At 71.5% G+C, this 17052-nt stretch carries 16 protein-coding genes; 6 read left to right on the forward strand and 10 right to left on the reverse strand.

All coding sequences use genetic code 11. The annotated features are described in order from the left end of the window. Positions 1–411: 411 nt before the first annotated feature. Positions 412–1887, forward strand: a complete 1476-nt coding sequence (locus J2Z30_RS10185; RefSeq protein ID WP_044569056.1) for a DNA-3-methyladenine glycosylase 2 family protein — start codon at positions 412–414, stop codon at positions 1885–1887. Positions 1888–1983: 96 nt separating this feature from the next. Beyond that, positions 1984–2487, forward strand: coding sequence for a methylated-DNA--[protein]-cysteine S-methyltransferase (locus tag J2Z30_RS10190; protein WP_044569055.1), 504 nt, complete (start codon positions 1984–1986; stop codon positions 2485–2487). A gap of 42 nt (positions 2488–2529) precedes the next feature. On the opposite strand, the gene J2Z30_RS10195 is transcribed toward J2Z30_RS10190, so the two are convergent. Next, complete coding sequence (locus J2Z30_RS10195; protein WP_044569054.1) at positions 2530–3273, reverse strand: SIR2 family NAD-dependent protein deacylase; 744 nt, start codon at positions 3271–3273, stop codon at positions 2530–2532. Between the two features lie 106 nt (positions 3274–3379). On the opposite strand from J2Z30_RS10195, the gene J2Z30_RS10200 reads away from it, so the two are divergent. Beyond that, the gene (locus J2Z30_RS10200) at positions 3380–4102 is read left to right on the forward strand and encodes a hypothetical protein (protein ID WP_078956570.1); all 723 of its coding nucleotides are present in this window, start codon (positions 3380–3382) and stop codon (positions 4100–4102) included. A gap of 41 nt (positions 4103–4143) precedes the next feature. Beyond that, positions 4144–4269, forward strand: coding sequence for a DUF397 domain-containing protein (locus tag J2Z30_RS10205; RefSeq protein WP_308279902.1), 126 nt, complete (start codon positions 4144–4146; stop codon positions 4267–4269). On the opposite strand, the gene J2Z30_RS10210 is transcribed toward J2Z30_RS10205, so the two are convergent. After that, positions 4253–5116: an NAD(P)H-binding protein gene (locus J2Z30_RS10210; RefSeq protein WP_044569053.1), complete on the reverse strand. Its 864-nt coding sequence runs from the start codon at positions 5114–5116 to the stop codon at positions 4253–4255. The genes J2Z30_RS10205 and J2Z30_RS10210 overlap by 17 nt on opposite strands. Before the next feature lie 102 nt (positions 5117–5218). Here J2Z30_RS10210 and J2Z30_RS10215 point away from each other — a divergent pair, with 102 nt between their 5' ends. Further along, positions 5219–6043, forward strand: a complete 825-nt coding sequence (locus J2Z30_RS10215; RefSeq protein WP_078956568.1) for a TetR/AcrR family transcriptional regulator — start codon at positions 5219–5221, stop codon at positions 6041–6043. Here the strand turns inward: J2Z30_RS10215 and J2Z30_RS10220 are convergent. Beyond that, positions 6040–7125: an ADP-ribosylglycohydrolase family protein gene (locus J2Z30_RS10220; RefSeq protein WP_044569052.1), complete on the reverse strand. Its 1086-nt coding sequence runs from the start codon at positions 7123–7125 to the stop codon at positions 6040–6042. The genes J2Z30_RS10215 and J2Z30_RS10220 overlap by 4 nt on opposite strands. A 99-nt stretch (positions 7126–7224) precedes the next feature. Here J2Z30_RS10220 and J2Z30_RS10225 point away from each other — a divergent pair, with 99 nt between their 5' ends. Beyond that, positions 7225–8535: a glycerate kinase gene (locus J2Z30_RS10225; RefSeq protein ID WP_372453257.1), complete on the forward strand. Its 1311-nt coding sequence runs from the start codon at positions 7225–7227 to the stop codon at positions 8533–8535. A gap of 535 nt (positions 8536–9070) precedes the next feature. Here the strand turns inward: J2Z30_RS10225 and pssA are convergent. From pssA to ccrA, 7 genes are all read right to left on the reverse strand, one after another. Next, entirely contained in the window at positions 9071–9937 is an 867-nt protein-coding gene (pssA, locus tag J2Z30_RS10230; RefSeq protein ID WP_209468635.1) for a CDP-diacylglycerol--serine O-phosphatidyltransferase, read from the reverse strand. Further along, complete coding sequence (locus tag J2Z30_RS10235) at positions 9924–10571, reverse strand: phosphatidylserine decarboxylase (protein ID WP_044569051.1); 648 nt, start codon at positions 10569–10571, stop codon at positions 9924–9926. Before J2Z30_RS10235 ends, pssA begins: the two co-directional genes overlap by 14 nt. Positions 10572–10751: 180 nt before the next feature. Further along, positions 10752–11954: an acyl-CoA dehydrogenase family protein gene (locus tag J2Z30_RS10240; protein ID WP_044569050.1), complete on the reverse strand. Its 1203-nt coding sequence runs from the start codon at positions 11952–11954 to the stop codon at positions 10752–10754. A 1-nt stretch (position 11955) separates the two neighbouring features. Next, on the reverse strand, positions 11956–12462 hold the full coding sequence (locus tag J2Z30_RS10245) for a MaoC family dehydratase (RefSeq protein ID WP_044569049.1): 507 nt from the start codon (positions 12460–12462) through the stop codon (positions 11956–11958). 3 nt (positions 12463–12465) lie between these two features. Then, complete coding sequence (locus J2Z30_RS10250) at positions 12466–13446, reverse strand: HpcH/HpaI aldolase/citrate lyase family protein (RefSeq protein WP_044569048.1); 981 nt, start codon at positions 13444–13446, stop codon at positions 12466–12468. Next, positions 13443–15461 (reverse strand): ethylmalonyl-CoA mutase, encoded by a 2019-nt coding sequence (locus tag J2Z30_RS10255; protein WP_044569047.1) that lies wholly within the window; start codon positions 15459–15461, stop codon positions 13443–13445. Before J2Z30_RS10255 ends, J2Z30_RS10250 begins: the two co-directional genes overlap by 4 nt. Then, positions 15458–16834: a crotonyl-CoA carboxylase/reductase gene (gene ccrA / locus J2Z30_RS10260; RefSeq protein WP_044569046.1), complete on the reverse strand. Its 1377-nt coding sequence runs from the start codon at positions 16832–16834 to the stop codon at positions 15458–15460. Before ccrA ends, J2Z30_RS10255 begins: the two co-directional genes overlap by 4 nt. Between the last annotated feature and the right edge of the window lie 218 nt (positions 16835–17052).

The following is a 17052-nucleotide window of genomic DNA, read 5'->3' on the forward strand; positions in this document are numbered from 1 at the left end:
TGCCCGGGGGCCGTGCCCTTGCCCCGGACCCCCGCCCTTGCCCGGGGGCCGTGCCCTTGCCCCGGACCCCCGCCCTTGCCCGGGGGCCGTGCCCTCGCCCCGGGCCCCCGCCCTTGCCCCGGGCCCCCGCCCTTGCCCCGGGCCCCCGCCCTCGCCCAGGGGCCGAGCCTTTGCCCAGGGGCCGAGCCCTTGCCTGGGGGCCGAGCCCTTGCCCGGGGGCCGAGCCCTTGCCCCGGGCCCCCGCCCTTGCCCCGGGCCCCCGCCCTCGCCCCGGGCCCCCGCCCTCGCCTCAGGGGCCGAGCCCCTTGCCCCGGGCCCCCGCCCTTGCCCAGGGCCCCCGCACCTTGCGTCGCAACGTCGATGTCGGATTCCCGCGAGCCTGCCCCCGCCCCGCTGGCGGATGCTGGACCCATGCACACCGACACCGACCGGTGCCTCCGCGCCGCACAGGCGAAGGACGCCCGCTTCGACGGGTGGTTCTTCATCGCCGTCGTGACCACCGGGATCTACTGCCGGCCGAGCTGCCCGGTCGTCGGGCCCAAGCCCGAGAACATGCGGTTCTACCCCAGCGCCGCGGCCGCCCAGCAGGCCGGGTTCCGGGCCTGTAAGCGGTGTCGTCCGGACGCCAGCCCCGGCTCGCCGCAGTGGAACGAGCGGGCGGATCTGGTGGCCCGCGCCATGCGGCTGATCGCCGACGGTGTGGTGGACCGGGACGGGGTGCCGGGCCTCGCGGCCCGGCTGGGATACAGCACCCGGCAGATCGAGCGGCAGCTGCTCGCCGAGCTCGGCGCGGGCCCGCTCGCGCTCGCCAGGGCCCAGCGGGCGCAGACCGCGCGGCTGCTGATCGAGACCAGCGCCCTGCCGATGGCGGACATCGCCTTCGCGGCCGGGTTCGCCAGCGTCCGCGCGTTCAACGAGACCGTACGGGAGATCTTCGCGCTCTCCCCGACCGAGCTGCGGCAGCGGGTCGGCCGAGGGCCGCGGACCAGCGTGCCGGGCGCCCTCACGCTGCGGCTGCCGTTCCGGGCGCCGCTGTGCCCCGACAACCTCTTCGGCCACCTCGCCGCCACCGCCGTCCCCGGCGTCGAGGAGTGGCGCGACGGCGCGTACCGGCGCACCCTGCGGCTGCCGTACGGGCCCGGGGTGGTCACCCTCAGCCCCCGGCCGGACCACATCGCCTGCCAGCTCTCCCTCGCCGACCTGCGCGACCTGGCCGGGGCGATCAGCCGTTGCCGACGGCTGCTGGACCTCGACGCGGACCCGGCCGCCGTGGACGACCTGCTCCGTACGGACCTCCAGCTGGCCCCACTGGTCGACAAGGCCCCGGGGCGGCGGGTGCCGCGCGCGGTGGACGCGGACGAGTTCGCGGTGCGCGCGGTGCTGGGACAGCAGGTGTCCACGGCGGCGGCCCGCACCCACGCCGGGCGCCTGGTGACGGCGCACGGCGAGCCCGTGGAGGACCCGGCGGGCGGTCTGACCCACCTCTTCCCGACCGTCCAGGCCCTCGCCGGGCTGGACCCCGAGAAGCTGGCCATGCCCCGCACCCGCCGCACCACCCTCACCGGGCTGATCGGCGCGCTCGCCGAGGGCCGGGTCGCGCTCGGCGTCGGCAGCGACTGGGACGAGGCCCGCGCGAGCCTCGGCGCGCTGCCGGGGCTCGGCCCCTGGACCGTCGAGGTGATCGCGATGCGCGCCCTCGGCGACCCGGACGCCTTCCTCCCCACCGACCTCGGAGTGCGCCGCGCCGCCGCCGAACTGGGCCTGCCCGCCACGCCCGGCGCCCTCACCCGCCACTCGACCCACTGGCGCCCCTGGCGCGCCTACGCCGTCCAATACCTATGGGCCACAGACGCCGCCCACGCCATCAACCGCCTACCCGCAGCATGACGGGCCACCGGGCCGCACTCGGCAACGAAACGATGGCCCGCACATAGCCGAGCCGACCGACCCGCACCGCATCACCCAGACCCCGCCGAGGAACACATGAGCCGCACCCACACCACCATCGACAGCCCCTACGGCCCCCTGACCCTCGTGGCCACCGGCACCGACCTGTCCGGCCTCTACATGGTCGAGCAGCGCCACCGCCCACCCGAGGAGACCTTCGGCGGCCCCGGCGACCCAGCCGACACCCCCTTCGCCGAGACCATCGCCCAGCTCACGGCGTACTTCACGGGCGAGCTGACCGAGTTCGACCTGCCGCTGTACCTGGACGGCACGCCCTTCCAGCGCCGGGTCTGGGCCGAGCTGGGGGCCATCCCGTACGGCGAGACCTGGTCGTACGGCCGGCTGGCCGACCGCATCGGGCAGCCGACCGCCTCCCGCGCGGTGGGCCTGGCCAACGGCAAGAACCCGGTCGGCATCATCGTCCCCTGCCACCGTGTCGTCGGCTCGTCCGGCAGCCTCACCGGCTACGGCGGCGGCCTGGACCGCAAGCGGCGGCTGCTGGAGTTCGAGGCACGGCAGGAACTGCCCGGCCTCTTCTGATTCTGACGCTTGACGCTTGACGCTCGACGCTGAACTCAGTGATCAGCCCGCGGCGACGCGATCCAGCAGAGCAGGCAGCGCCGCACTGATGGGCTCGCGAACGACCTCGTCCGCGAGCTCGTCGTACGGCGTCGGCTCCGCGTTGACGATGATCAGCCGGGCCCCATGCTCGGCGGCCAGCCCGGCAAGCGAGGCCGCGGGCTGAACCTGGAGGCTGCTACCGACCGCGATGAAGATCTCGCACGCCCGCGCCACCGCGACCGCTTCCGTCAGCACCTCCGGATCGAGGCTCTCCCCGAACATCACCGTGGCCGACTTCAGGATCCCGCCGCACTCCCGGCACGCCGGATCCGCCTCACCCGCCGCGACCCGCTCCAGCGCCTCGTCCATCCCGGACCGCGCCTCGCAGTGGGTGCACTGGACGGCCCGCGCGGTGCCGTGCAGTTCCAGCACCTTGCGCGCGGGCATCCCGGCGATCTGGTGCAGCCCGTCCACGTTCTGGGTGATCACCCGCACCGGCACCCCCGAGCGCTCCAGCCGGGCGACGGCCTCGTGTGCCCCGTTGGGCCGGGCGTGCAACGCCTCGCTGTCGCGCCGCATCTCCCAGGAGCGGCGCCGGATCTCGGGGTCGGTCATGTAGTACTCGTACGTCACGAGCTTCTCGGCCTCGGGATCGCGCCGCCACAGCCCCTGCGGACCGCGGTAGTCGGGGATCCCGGAGTCGGTGGAGATGCCCGCCCCGCTCAGGATCGCCACCAGCGGCCGGTGCGTCGTCTCACTGCTCATGCGGCGAGCGTACGCACGCGTTGCCGCCGGTGGCGAGCGCCTTTAACCGGACGGGTAGAGTCCGGCCCGGCACAGGTCAGCCACGGCATACGGGGAGAGTACGGGGATGGGACGGTTTCTCTGGCTGAGCGGGCAAACCCTGAACGGGCAGTCCCCGAGCGGAAAGGAGCAACCGCCGCCGGACGGAGGCCTCACCCGGCAGATACGGATCTCCGACACCGCCCCCCAGCCCGGCCGAGCCTTTGGGCCCCTCGCCTTCCCCGAGCGCCGCGACCCGCCCGGCGGCGATGTGAAGGCATACCGCGCCGCCCGTAAGGACGGCACCCGCGTGTTCACCCTCTGGGCCGACCCCTACCGCGGGCGGGTGTTCGCGCAGGTGGTCACCGCGTCGGCGGCCAAGGGTGGTCCGGCCACGTACGAGGTGCTGGGCGCCGCCGGTGAATCCCTCGCCCTCATCACCCGCGAACCGGCCATGAGGGGCGGCAGGATCCGCACCCGCTGGACCGTCCGGCAGACCGGCGCGCCGCCCGCCGTCGGACTGAAGGGGCGGGCCTTCTGGTGGTTCATGTGGTGGCTGATCTCGCCCGTCCAGGTGGCCATCGCGATCGGCAGCATCATCGGTGGCGGCGACGTCGCCCGCACCCCGCGCCGTACGAAGTGGCGCGCCGACCGCCGGATCGTCCTCGACTTCCACAGCGGCCCCGGCGGCGCCTTCGAGCTCGAGGTCGTGGCGGACTGGTGGGACGACCGGGTGACCGCCTCCCTCGTCGCCCTCCTCGAAAGCCACAGCGGCTGGCTGGGCAGCGAATGGGACACCGCCGAGCGCTGACGCCCGCGTGGGTTCACCCTCTCGGTGGGGAATGTGGCGCGGTGGATCCGTTCCGCGCGCTGGGCCGAGTCCTCATACGCGACTCGAAGGACACCACGCGACCCGGCCTCGCCGTGGGCCGGGCCGACTGGGCCCGATTCGTACGGTACGTCACCGAGGCGGTGTGAGAGCCGACTTGAGGTAGTCCTCCATGCGCACCGTAGGGCGGCCGAGCAGCTCGGCGAGCGTGGGGTCCACCGGTGCGAAGTCGCCGTCGCGGGCGGCGGCGAAGAGGCCGACGAGCAGGTCGGCCGACGGCTCGGGCACGCCATGGGTGACCAACTGCGCGCGGTAGTCGTCGTCGGAGACGACCACCCGGCGGATCGGGCGGCCCGTCAGCCGCGTGAGGATCTCCGCGATACCGGCCATGTCGATCACCTCGGGACCGGTGAGCGCGGGGCTCAGGCCGTCCAGAACCTCGCCGGTGAGGGCGAGGACGGCCGCGTCGGCGAGGTCGGCGTGGGCGGTCCAGGCGACCGGCCCGTCCTCGGGCGCGGCCAGGACGCCCGTCTCCAGCGCGCCCCTGACCAGTTCCACGGCCGATGAGATGTAGAAGCCGTTGCGCAGCGAGGTGAAGGGGACGCCGGAGTGCCGCAGCGCCTCCTCGGTGGCGGCGTGGTCCGGCATCGGGACGAACTGCGAGGACGGGCTCGCGCCCATGTGGCTCGTGTAGAGGATCCGCTTGGCCCCGGCCGCCGCCGCGGCCGCGATGGCCGTGCGGTGGCCTCGGACGGCGGCCTCGCCCGTGGTGCCCGTCGAGACGATCAGGACCTTCGAGGCGCCCTCGAAGGCGTGGGGGAGGGTGTCCGGGTCGGCGAAGTCGCCCCGGCGGACGCGCACACCCCGCGCGCCGAGGTCCCGCGCCGCTTCCACGTCGCGCACGCTGACGCCGATCTCCTCGGCGGGGACGGCTTCCAGCAGCCGTTCGGCGACCATCCGGCCGAGCTGGCCATTGGCTCCGGTAACGATGATCACGGTGATCTCCCCTGCGTGTTTCCGCGTGTTTCCAGTGCTATCGCTGTCAACGTAGCACTGGAAACGAAGGGTCGCTAACGGGATCCTGTTATCGTTGGAAGCATGGAGAGGGAGGACGTCATCGCGCCGGACGCAAACCACGACGCAAGCCACGAGGCGAACCGAGACCGTGACGGGAACCGCGACGGGAACCGCGACGGAAATCGCGACCGCATCGTCGCGGCCGCCGCCCGGCTGCTGTCCGACGGCGGCCCCGACGCGGTCTCGACCCGGGCGGTGAGCTCCGCGGCCGGGGTGCAGCCGCCGACCATCTACCGGCTCTTCGGCGACAAACAGGGCCTGCTGGACGCGGTCGTCGCATACGGCTTCACGGAGTACCTGAGCAGCAAGAACGCCCAGGAACCCACCGATGACCCGGTCGAGGATCTGCGCGCCGGCTGGGATCTGCACATCGGCCTCGGCCTGGCCAGCCCGGCGCTGTACTCGCTGATGTATGGCGGGCACCGCCCCGGGGTGTCCTCACCGGCCGCCGTCACCGCCTTCGAGATGCTCGCCCGGCTCGTCCGGCGCATCGCCGAGGCGGGGCGGCTCGCCATCCCCGAGGAGCGCGCCGCGGCGCTGATCCACGCGGCGGGCTGCGGTACGACGTTCACGCTCATCGCCACGCCCGAGGACCGCCGCGATCCAGAGCTGTCCCGTACCGCCCGCGAGGCGGCCATCGCGGCGATCACCACGGACGCGCCCGCCGCCGCCGAGCCCGGACCCGTCGCGGCCGCCGTCACCCTGCGCGCCGCGCTGCCCCGGACGGACGCGCTGACCGCGCCCGAACGCGGCCTCCTGCGCGAGTGGCTGGACCGGATCGCCGATCCGGACCGTCGGCGGCCTGAAACCCCCCAGGCTGAAACCCCCCAGGCTGAAACCCCCTAGGCTGAAACGCTCCTACCCGAAACCGCCAGCCGGTGCGTACGCGCCGCCAGGTCGCTGATGCGAGCCCCGTCGAAACCGAAGACGGCGCTGCGCACCCGGTCCTCCAGCGGCTCGGTCCACTGCGGTGGGATGGCCGCCGCGCCGCACAGCACCCCCGCGACCGACCCGGCCGTGGCGCCGTTGGAGTCGGTGTCCAGGCCGCCGCGTACCGTCAGGGCGATCGTCGTCGTGAAGTCTCCCGCGCCGTAGAGCAGCCCGGCCGTGAGGACGGCGGCGTTGGGGACCACATGGATCCAGGGCAGTCCGGCGGTCTCCCGCTCCAGCTGGGCGAGCGCGTCCGCCCACGCCACGCCCGCGTCGTACAGGGACGCGACCCGGCGCACCGTACGGGCCAGTCGGCAGCGCGGCGGGATCCAGTCCAGGGCGCTGTCGACGGCGGCGCGCGGACCGTTCGCCGCGAACGCGGCCGCGATCAGCGCGGCCGCCCACATCGCCCCGTACACCCCGTTGCCCGTATGGGAGAGGACGGCGTCGCGGCGGGCCATCGTGGCGGCGCGCCGCGGATCGCCGGGGTTGACCCAGCCGTGGACATCGGCGCGGATCAGGGCGCCGATCCACTCCTGGTAGGGGTTGTCGAGGGTCGCGCTGAGCGGCGGCTTCACTCCGGCCGTGAGATTGCGGTAGGCGGCCCGCTCGGCGGTGAAGGTCTGCAGATACGGCAGCCGCAGCAGCCACACCTCGCCGACCTGCTCGGTGCTGAAGCAGGGGCCGTGCGTCTCCAGCAGGTACAGGCCGAGGACGGAGTAGTCCACGTCGTCGTCGCGGCAACTGCCGTGGATCCGGCCGCGTACGCAACTCTGCCACTCGGGGCGCAGCTCGAACTCCACCGGGTCGGGCGGCGGCTCCAGCGCGGGGAGGTAGTCGGTCAGCGGGAGGGCGTCGGCGCGGCGGAGATACCGGTCGATGCGGTCGCGCGTCCAATACTCGCCGTTCTCGACGGGTTTGCCGAGCATGTTCCCGGCGATCCGGCCGAGCCAGCCGCCGAGGATCCGGTCCGCGAGTGCGCTCCCGCTGAGGGCCATGGGTCAGGTGTACCCATCTGAGGTGGGTGTACCGGTGCGGCCGCGCCGGATAAGGTCACAGCGGCGCGACCACCTGTGCGAATGCGAGGGGTTACGAAGGTGACGGACGCTTCGACGGAGGCTTCGGAGGACTCGAAGACGGAATCCGCGGCAGGGACCGGGACCGCTGCCGGGACCGCTACCGGGACCGATACCAGGACCAGGGCCAGGACCGGGACCAGGACATGGGCGGAGGGCCAAGCGACGCCCCCTAAGCGCGTCCTGATCGCCGCGGACAAGTTCAAGGGCTCGCTCACGGCGGTGGAGGTCGCCGAGCGCGTCACGGCGGGCCTGCGCCGCGGCGCGCCCCGGGGCGGCGAGGGCCTGCGGATCGCGGCGCTGCCCGTCGCCGACGGCGGGGACGGCACGGTGGACGCGGCGGTCGCGGCCGGTTTCGAACGGCGCGAGGCGCGGGTCACCGGGCCGCTGGGCGCGCCGGTGACGGCGGCGTACGCGCTGCACGGGACCACGGCCGTGGTGGAGATGGCCGAGGCGTCCGGGCTGCGCCATCTGCCGAAGGGGGTCTTCGCGCCGCTCACCGCGACCACGTACGGCAGCGGGGAGCTGCTGCGCGCGGCACTGGACGCGGGCGCCCGCACGATCGTGTTCGGCGTGGGCGGCAGCGCCACGACCGATGGCGGTGCGGGGATGCTCAGCGCGCTGGGGGCGCGCTTCCTGCGGGAGGACGGCACCCCTGTCGCACCGGGCGGGGGCCCGCTGCGCGATCTCGCGACGGCCGATCTGTCCGGCCTCGACCCGCGCCTCGCCGAGACCGAGACGGTTCTGGCCAGCGACGTCGACAATCCGCTGACCGGGCCGAAGGGCGCGGCGGCGGTGTACGGCCCGCAGAAGGGCGCGGGCGAGGACGATGTGGCGGCCCTGGACGCCGCCCTCGCCCACTACGTACGCGTCCTGGAACACGCGGTCGGGGCGTCGGCCACCTCGGCCACCTCGGCCACCGAGTACGCCCTCGCGCCCGGCGCGGGCGCGGCGGGCGGCATCGGCTTCGGCGCCCTCGTCGGCCTGGGCGCGGCCTTTCGCCCCGGCATCGAGGTGATGCTCGACGTCCTCGGCTTCCCGGCCGCGCTGGAGGGCACGGATCTGGTGATCACGGGGGAGGGCTCGCTGGACGAGCAAACCCTCCACGGCAAGGCCCCGGCGGGCGTCGCGGCGGCGGCTCGCGCGCGGGGCATCGAGGTGGTCGCGGTCTGCGGCCGCCTGTCCCTGGCCCCGGCGGCCCTGGGCAACGCGGGCATCCGCCGCGCCTACGCCCTCACCGACCTGGAACCGGACCCGGCCCGCTGCATCGCCGAAGCGGGCCCCCTCCTGGAACGCACCGCAGAACGCCTGGCGGCGGACTTTCTCGGCTGACAGCGCGCCCCACCGGGGGCCTGCTCCCTGCCCCGCGCCCCGTCCCTCCCCGAATCCGGGGGCAGGCCCCCGGCCCCTCACCGGGGCTGCGTCCCGGGCCCCTGTGGGGCTGTGCTCCGATCCCCGCGGGCCTGCGTTCGGACGCGCGGGGGCTCGGTTCCAGGACCCAGGGGGCGGCGCCCCTGCCCTCGCTCCGTGGGTCGGCTCTGCGGCTGTGCCCCCTGGGCCTGGGGGCTCCGGGCTCCGGCCTGCAGGGGCCTGGGGGCACCGGCCCCGGCCCTCGCCCCGCAGGGGCTCGGGCCGACGCGGCGAGGTCAGGGGGCGTAGCCATGCGGGGTTTGGGGCGGAGCCCCGGTGGGGGCCGGGGGCCTGCCCCCGGATTCGGGAAGGGGCGGGGCGGGGAATAAGCCCCCGGCAGGTCCACCCGGGCCGGTCGGGGCCTCGTGGGGCCTGGAGCGGTTCCGGAAAGGCGGATGGGGTGGGCCCGAGCACAACGCTCGGGCCCACCCCATCCGGCAGGTGCGGCCGACGGCCGCTACGGCAGCTGCGCTGCCCTCGCCTCGCGGCGGTTGTCGCGGAACGCGTTCACCCGGCGGGCCGTGGCGAAGAGGGGGATCACCGCGCCCATGACGACCTGCAGGGCGCAGGCCGACTGGAGGAGGAGCTCACCGCCGGGGGCCTCGAAGGCCCAGGCGGCCAGCAGCGCCATGCTGGTGACGATCCAGCCGAGCATGGCCACCGCGAGCCGGCCGCGCGGCTTGGGGTACTCCACCCGGCTCACCATCAGCCACGCGACGCCCACGATCGCGAGCAGCGTCGGCACGAACGGCAGCCCCAGCAGGACCACCGAGACGACCGTCAGGGCGCCGAACGGGCTCGGCATGCCCTGGAAGACGCCGTCACGCAGCGTCACACAGGAGAATCTGGCAAGCCGCAGCACCACCGCCAGCAGCACCACGATCGCGCCCACCACCGAGACCCGCTGATACGCGTCGTCGGACACCATCCCCCAGACGAGGACGAAGTACGCGGGGGCCAGCCCGAAGCTGATCAGGTCGGAGAGGTTGTCCAGCTCCGCGCCCATCGCCGAGCTGCGCAGCTTCCGCGCGACGAGCCCGTCGAAGAGGTCGAAGACGGAGGCGAGCAGCATCAGCATCACCGCGGAGGCGGCGCTGTGCCGGGTCATCCCGCCGTCCTCGCTGCCCGTGAGGTGCGGGATGAGGACGCCGGTGGTGGTGAAGTAGACCGCCAGGAAGCCACATGTGGCGTTGCCCAGGGTCAGCGTGTCGGCTATCGACAGTCGCGTCGACAGCGGCATGTCGTCGGTCTCGTCGACGCAGGTCGCGTCCACCTCGGCCTCGGGGACCCAGGCGGCCTGCGCATCGGGATCAATCACGGTCAAGGCGAGTCACCCCCGCGGTGGTGGCCTGGCCGACCTCGACCGCGACATCGACACCCTCGGGGAGGTATACGTCGACCCGCGAGCCGAAGCGGATGAGACCGATCCGCTCACCCTGTTCGACCTTCGTGCCCTGTGGCACATAAGGCACGATACGCCGGGCGACGGCGCCGGCGATCTGGACCATCTCGATGTCGCCCAGCTCGGTGTCGAAGTGCCAGACGACCCGCTCGTTGTTCTCGCTCTCCTTGTTGAACGCGGGAACGAAGCCGCCGGGGATGTGCTCCACGGAGGTCACCGTGCCGGCCAGCGGAGCGCGGTTGACGTGGACGTTGAGCGGGCTCATGAAGATGGCGACGCGGGTGCGCCCGTCCTTCCACGGCATGATGCTCTGCACCACACCGTCGGCCGGGGAGATCACACGGCCCTGCGTGATCTCTCTCTCGGGGTCGCGGAAGAACCACAGCATGCCCGCCGCGAGCGCGGTGGCGGGCACGGCGACCGCCGTCCAGCGTCCGGAGCGGCGGGATCGAGCAAGACTGACCGCCGCGGTGGCGACGGTCGGGAGGAGCCACGGCGACGCTCCGCGCGCGAGGCGGACGCGGCCGCGTTGTGCAGAGGATTGGCTGTGGGGCATGGATGACCTTCGTAGCGGAGGATGCCGCGACGCAAGACTGGGGACGGCGGCTTTACGGGATGGTATCGGTTGCGAGCGGTAACTGGGCAAGCGCCAGGGCCCGTCGGTGGCTTGTCAGTGACCGAAGACCCTCGGCGCGGTGTGACCTTGTTCTCTCGGATACCACCCCAAAAGGGACGTTCAGTCTTGGGTTCGGTATTCCTCCAGAAGCCTCCGTCCAATAATCATTTTCTGAATCTCAGCGGTCCCTTCGCCGATGAGAAGCATCGGTGCCTCTCGGTAGAGCCGCTCGATCTCGTATTCCTTGGAGAAGCCGTAGCCGCCGTGGATGCGGAAGGCGTCCTCCACGACCTCTTTGCAGTACTCGGACGCCAGGTACTTCGCCATTCCCGCCTCGAGGTCGTTGCGCGCGCCCGAATCCTTCTTCCGGGCCGCATTGACCATCATCGCATGCGCCGCCTCGACCTTTGTTCCCATTTCGGCCAGTTTGAACTGGATGGCCTGGTGCTGGGCGATCGGTTTGCCGAAGGTATGCCGCTGCTGTGCGTATGCAACGCCCAGCTCGAAAGCGCGCCGCGCCACACCGCAGCCGCGGGCGGCGACATTCACCCGGCCGACCTCGACTCCGTCCATCATTTGGTAAAAACCTCGGTTCGGCGCCCCGCCGAGCACCCGATCGGCCGGAATGCGCAGTCCGTCCATGATGAGCTCGGTGGTGTCGACCCCCTTGTAGCCCATCTTCTCGATCTTGCCGGGGATGGTCAGACCGGGCCGGACCTCCCCGAAGCCGGGCTCCTTCTCGACCAGGAAGGTGGTCATCGCCTTGTGCGGCGCGACCCCCTCCCGGGTCTCGCCGGTCCGGCACAGGACCGCCACCAGGGTGGCGCTGCCGCCGTTGGTCAGCCACATCTTCTGCCCGTTCAGGACGTACTCGTCGCCGTCCGGTACCGCCTTGCTGGTGATGGCCGACACGTCCGAGCCCAGCCCCGGCTCGGACATCGAGAAGGCGCCCCGGATCTCGCCCAGCGCCATCTTGGGAAGGAAGTACTCCTTCTGCTCCTCGGTGCCGTGCTGCTTGAGCATGTACGCCACGATGAAGTGGGTGTTGATGATGCCCGAGACGCTCATCCAGCCACGGGCGATCTCCTCCACGCACAGTGCGTAGGTGAGCAGTGACTCACCCAGGCCGCCGTATTCCTCCGGGATCATCAGCCCGAAGACGCCGAGCTCCTTCAGTCCCTCGACGATCGCCGTCGGATATTCATCGCGATGTTCCAGCTCGGTCGCGACCGGCAGGATCTCCTTGTCGACAAAATCCCTGACCGTGGAGAGGATCTCCCGCTGGATGTCGGTCAGGCCCTCCGTCTGCGCGAGGCGGCTCATATCACTGCTCTCCCAGCTCCGGGCGGCCCGGCTGCTCGCCGCCCCGCTCCTTGATGTACGTGGCGGTCGGCACCATCACCTTGCGCCGGAAGACACAGACCAGAGTGGAGTCCTGCTTGTAGCCCTTGGTCTCCACATACACGATGCCCCGGTCGGTTTTGGACTTCGACGGCGTCTTGTCCAGGACCGTGGTCTCGCCGTAGATGGTGTCGCCGTGGAAGGTGGGCGCCACATGCCGCAGTGACTCGACCTCCAGATTGGCGATGGCCTTTCCGGAGACATCGGGGACGGACATGCCCAGCAGCAGTGAGTAGATGTAGTTACCGACCACCACGTTCTTGCCGAAATCGGTCGTCTTCTCGGCGTAGTTGCTGTCCATGTGCAGCGGGTGATGGTTCATGGTGAGCAGACAGAAGAGGTGGTCGTCGTACTCGGTGACCGTCTTCCCCGGCCAGTGCCGGTAGACGTCGCCCACCGTGAACTCCTCATAGGTACGGCCGAACTGCATGGCTCACGCCTCCGGGGGCTGGAAGGTGGACGTACGGCTCATCCCGGCGGCGCGGCCCTTGCCCGCGACGACCAGGGCCATCTTGCGGCTGGCCTCGTCGATCATCTCGTCCCCGAGCATCGCCGAGCCCTTCATACCGCCCTCCGCCGAAGTGCAGTAGTCATAGGCGTCCAGGATCAGCTCGGCGTGGTCGTAGTCCTCCTGCGACGGCGAGAAGACCTCATTGGCCGCTTCCACCTGGCCGGGGTGCAGCACCCACTTGCCGTCGTAGCCGAGGGCGGCCGCGCGCCCGGCCACCTCGCGGAAGCCGTCCACGTTCCGGATCTGCAGGTACGGGCCGTCGATCGCCTGGAGGTCATGCATGCGGGCCGCCATCAGGATCCGCATCAGGATGTAGTGATAGGCGTCCGCCGGATAGCCGGGCGGCTGCTCGCCCACGACCAGCGACTTCATGTTGATGGACGCCATGAAGTCGGCCGGGCCGAAGACGATGGTCTCCAGACGCGGCGAGGCTCCGGCGATCTCGTCCACGTTGACCAGGCCCTTGGCGTTCTCGATCTGCGCCTCGATGCCGATCCGCCCGATCTCGAAGCCCATCGTCTTCTCGATCTGGGTGAGCAGCAGGTCCAGCGCGATGACCTGCTGGGCATCCTGCACCTTGGGCAGCATGATGCAGTCCAGGTTCGGGCCCGCGCCCTCGACCACCGTGATGACGTCCCGGTACGTCCAGTGGGTGGTCCAGTCGTTGACCCGCACCACTCGGGTCTTGCCGGTCCAGTCGCCCTCGTTCAGCGCCTTGACGATGGTGTGCCGGGCGTCCTCCTTGGCCAGCGGGGCGCAGGCGTCCTCCAGGTCCAGGAAGACCTGGTCGGCCGGGAGCCCCTGGGCCTTCTCCAGGAAGCGCGGATTGGAGCCGGGGACGGCGAGGCACGAACGGCGCGGCCGAAGGCGGCTGGCGGCATCGGCGCGGTCGGGGGCGGTCATACGAGAACCTCCAGAGGGGGAAGCGTGTTCGCGGCGCGGATCTCATCGACGATACGGCCGATGATCTCCGTGATACCGAAGTCCTTGGGGGTGAAAACGGCGGCGACACCCGCCGCGCGCAGGGCCGCCGCGTCCGAGGACGGGATGATCCCGCCGACGATGACGGGAATGTCCTGGGCACCCGCGGTGCGCATCCGCTCCAGGACGTCCGGCACCAGCTCGGCGTGCGACCCGGACAGGATGGACAGCCCGACGCAGTGCACATCCTCGGCCACGGCCGCCGAGACGATCTGCTCCGGGGTGAGCCGGATCCCCTGGTAGACCACCTCGAAACCGGCGTCCCTGGCCCGTACGGCGATCTGCTCCGCGCCGTTGCTGTGCCCGTCCAGACCCGGCTTGCCGACCAGCAGCCGCAGCCTTCCGCCGCCGAGCTCGGCCGCGGTCTTCCCGACCTTCTCGCGGACCGAGACCAGCAGGGAGCCCGCCTCCGGGGCGACGGACAGGGGCGCTCCACCGACCCCGGTGGGGGCGCGGTACTCGCCGAAGACATCGCGCAGCGCCCAGGCCCACTCCCCGGTGGTCACCCCCGCGCGGGCACAGCGCAGGGTGGCCTCCATCAGGTTGTCGGTCCCCACGGCGGCCTTACGGAGGGCACCGAGGGCCTCCTGGGCGGGTCCCTCGTCGCGCTGCTCGCGCCAGGTGTGCAGGGCCGAGACCACCCGCGCCTCGTTCTCCGGGTCCACCGTCATGATCGCGGTGTCGAGGTCGGCCGTGAGCGGATTGGGCTCGGTGGACTCGTAGCAGTTGACGCCGACGATCTTCTCCTTGCCCGCCTCGATCCGCGCCCGGCGCTCGGAGTGGGAGGCCACCAGCCGCGCCTTGAGGTAGCCGGACTCGACGGCGGCCATCGCGCCGCCCATCTCCTGGATCCGCTCGATCTCGGCCTCGGCCTCCTCCACCAGCGCGGCGACCTTGGACTCGATCACATGGGAGCCCTCGAAGACGTCGTCGTACTCCAGCAGATCGCTCTCATGGGCGAGGACCTGCTGGATGCGCAGCGACCACTGCTGGTCCCAGGGGCGGGGCAGGCCCAGCGCCTCGTTCCAGGCCGGGAGCTGGACGGCGCGGGCGCGGGCGTCCTTGGAGAGGGTGACGGCCAGCATCTCCAGGACGATGCGCTGGATGTTGTTCTCCGGCTGGGCCTCGGTCAGGCCGAGCGAGTTCACCTGGACGCCGTAGCGGAACCGGCGGTGCTTGGGGTTCTCGATGCCGTACCGCTCGCGGGTGATCCGGTCCCAGATGCGGCCGAAGGCGCGCATCTTGCACATCTCCTCGATGAAGCGGACGCCCGCGTTCACGAAGAAGGAGATCCGGGCCACCACGTCGCCCTTACGGTCCTCGGGAACCTGGCCGGAGGCGAACACCGCGTCCAGTACGGCGACCGCCGTGGACATCGCGAAGGCGATCTCCTGCACCGGAGTGGCCCCGGCCTCCTGCAGGTGGTAGCTGCAGATGTTGATCGGGTTCCACTTGGGGATGTGGTTGACCGTGTACGCGATCATGTCGGTGGTCAGCCGCAGGCTCGGGCCCGGCGGGAAGACATGCGTCCCCCGCGACAGGTACTCCTTGACGATGTCGTTCTGCGTCGTCCCCTGGAGCTTGGCGATATCGGCGCCGTGCTCCTCCGCGACGACCTGGTACAGCGCCAGCAGCCACATCGCCGTCGCGTTGATCGTCATGGAGGTGTTCATCCGCTCCAGGGGGATCTCCTGGAACAGCCGCCGCATGTCACCCAGGTGCGAGACCGGGACCCCGACCCGGCCCACCTCGCCACGGGCGAGGATGTGGTCCGGGTCGTAGCCGGTCTGGGTGGGCAGGTCGAAGGCGACCGAGAGCCCGGTCTGGCCCTTGGCCAGGTTGCGCCGGTACAGCTCGTTGGACGCCTCGGCGGTGGAGTGCCCGGCGTAGGTGCGCATCAGCCAGGGGCGGTCCTTGGGCCGCGGTGTGCCACTCATCGCACGTCCCGGCTGCGCTTGTCGGTCCGCTCCGACAAGTCGTCACGGAACAAATTAATGGCGTCGATGTGCTGCTCGCGCATCGCCTGGTCGCGCACGCCCATGCCCTCCTCGGGGGCCAGGCACAGCACGCCGACCTTGCCCTGGTGGAGGTTGTGGTGGACGTCGTACGTGGCCTGGCCGGTGTCCTCCAGCCGGTACGTCTTGGACAGCGTCGGGTGGATCTTGCCCTTGGCGATCAGACGGTTGGCCTCCCACGCCTCGCGGTAGTTGGCGAAGTGCGAGCCGAGGATCCGCTTCAGCGACATCCACAGGTAGCGGTTGTCGTATTCGTGGGTGTAGCCGGAGGTCGAGGCGCAGGTGACGATCGTGCCGCCCTTACGGGTGACATAGACGGACGCGCCGAAGGTCTCCCGGCCCGGGTGCTCGAAGACGATGTCCACGTCCTCGCCACCGGTCAGCTCGCGGATCTTCTTGCCGAACCGCTTCCACTCGCGCGGGTCCTGGGTGCCGTCGTCCTTCCAGAACTTGTAGTCCTCGGCGGTGCGGTCGATGATCGCCTCGGCGCCCATCCGCCGGCAGATCTCGGCCTTCTGCGGCGAGGAGACCACACAGACCGGGTTGGCCCCGCCGGCCAGCGCGAACTGGGTGGCGTAGGAGCCGAGCCCGCCGCTCGCGCCCCAGATCAGGACGTTGTCGCCCTGCTTCATCCCGGCGCCGTTGCGGGAGACCAGCTGCCGGTAGGCGGTGGAGTTGACCAGACCCGGGGCGGCCGCCTCCTCCCAGCTCAGATGGGTTGGCTTGGGCATCAGCTGGTTGGACTTGACCAGCGCGATCTCGGCGAGTCCGCCGAAGTTGGTCTCGAAGCCCCAGATGCGCTGCTCGGGGTCGAGCATGGTGTCGTTGTGGCCGTCGGCGCTCTCCAGCTCGACCGACAGACAGTGCGCCACGACCTCGGCGCCCGGCTTCCAGGAGTTCACGCCGGGGCCGGTGCGCAGCACGACGCCCGCGAGGTCGGAGCCGATGATGTGGTACGGCAGGTCGTGCCGCTTGGCCAGGGGGGAGAGCTTGCCGTACCGCTCCAGGAAGCCGAAGGTCGGCAGCGGCTCGAAGATCGAGGTCCACACGGAGTTGTAGTTGACCGAGCTGGCCATCACGGCGACGAGCGCCTCTCCGGGGCCCAGCTCGGGCACCGGCACCTCGTCCACGTGCAATGACTTGCGGGGGTCCTTCTCCCGGGTGGTGAGGCCCGCGAACATCTCGGCCTCGTCCTTGCGCACGGTCACCGCGCGGTACGACTCGGGGACGCGCAGTGCCGCGAACTCCTCGGGTGCTGTGTCCGACGCCAGGATCGCGTCAAGTATCTCGTTCATCGGTGCCTCCGGCGAAGCGTCCACGGGGGGACGCCTGAGGGAACGCTGGGCTCGTGACGGGTGATGTTGATGCGGTGCCGTCGGTTCGGCGGAGGTGGTGCTCGATGCGGCGCGGGTGGCGCCGGGTGCCTGGTGACGCAGGCGTTGTCCGGGCGCGCAAAGCGGTTTGCGGGGACAGCCGACGCACGATGGTTGGCAGTGCGCCGGCCGCCCGGACA

It is taken from the genome of Streptomyces iranensis, assembly GCF_017874715.1.
In the GTDB taxonomy this organism is placed as follows: Bacteria; Actinomycetota; Actinomycetes; order Streptomycetales; family Streptomycetaceae; genus Streptomyces; species Streptomyces iranensis.

Excerpts from the sequence above, each read along its gene's own strand:
- J2Z30_RS10220 (WP_044569052.1), bottom strand. The coding sequence starts at position 7,125 with ATGGCCCTCAGCGGGAGCGCACTCGCGGACCGGATCCTCGGCGGCTGG.
- J2Z30_RS10200 (WP_078956570.1), top strand. The coding sequence starts at position 3,380 with ATGGGACGGTTTCTCTGGCTGAGCGGGCAAACCCTGAACGGGCAGTCC.
- J2Z30_RS10215 (WP_078956568.1), top strand. The coding sequence starts at position 5,219 with ATGGAGAGGGAGGACGTCATCGCGCCGGACGCAAACCACGACGCAAGC.
- J2Z30_RS10240 (WP_044569050.1), bottom strand. The coding sequence starts at position 11,954 with ATGAGCCGCCTCGCGCAGACGGAGGGCCTGACCGACATCCAGCGGGAG.
- ccrA (WP_044569046.1), bottom strand. The coding sequence starts at position 16,834 with ATGAACGAGATACTTGACGCGATCCTGGCGTCGGACACAGCACCCGAG.
- J2Z30_RS10195 (WP_044569054.1), bottom strand. The coding sequence starts at position 3,273 with ATGAGCAGTGAGACGACGCACCGGCCGCTGGTGGCGATCCTGAGCGGG.
- J2Z30_RS10235 (WP_044569051.1), bottom strand. The coding sequence starts at position 10,571 with ATGCCCCACAGCCAATCCTCTGCACAACGCGGCCGCGTCCGCCTCGCG.
- J2Z30_RS10250 (WP_044569048.1), bottom strand. The coding sequence starts at position 13,446 with ATGACCGCCCCCGACCGCGCCGATGCCGCCAGCCGCCTTCGGCCGCGC.
- J2Z30_RS10255 (WP_044569047.1), bottom strand. The coding sequence starts at position 15,461 with ATGAGTGGCACACCGCGGCCCAAGGACCGCCCCTGGCTGATGCGCACC.
- J2Z30_RS10245 (WP_044569049.1), bottom strand. The coding sequence starts at position 12,462 with ATGCAGTTCGGCCGTACCTATGAGGAGTTCACGGTGGGCGACGTCTAC.
- J2Z30_RS10190 (WP_044569055.1), top strand. The coding sequence starts at position 1,984 with ATGAGCCGCACCCACACCACCATCGACAGCCCCTACGGCCCCCTGACC.
- J2Z30_RS10185 (WP_044569056.1), top strand. The coding sequence starts at position 412 with ATGCACACCGACACCGACCGGTGCCTCCGCGCCGCACAGGCGAAGGAC.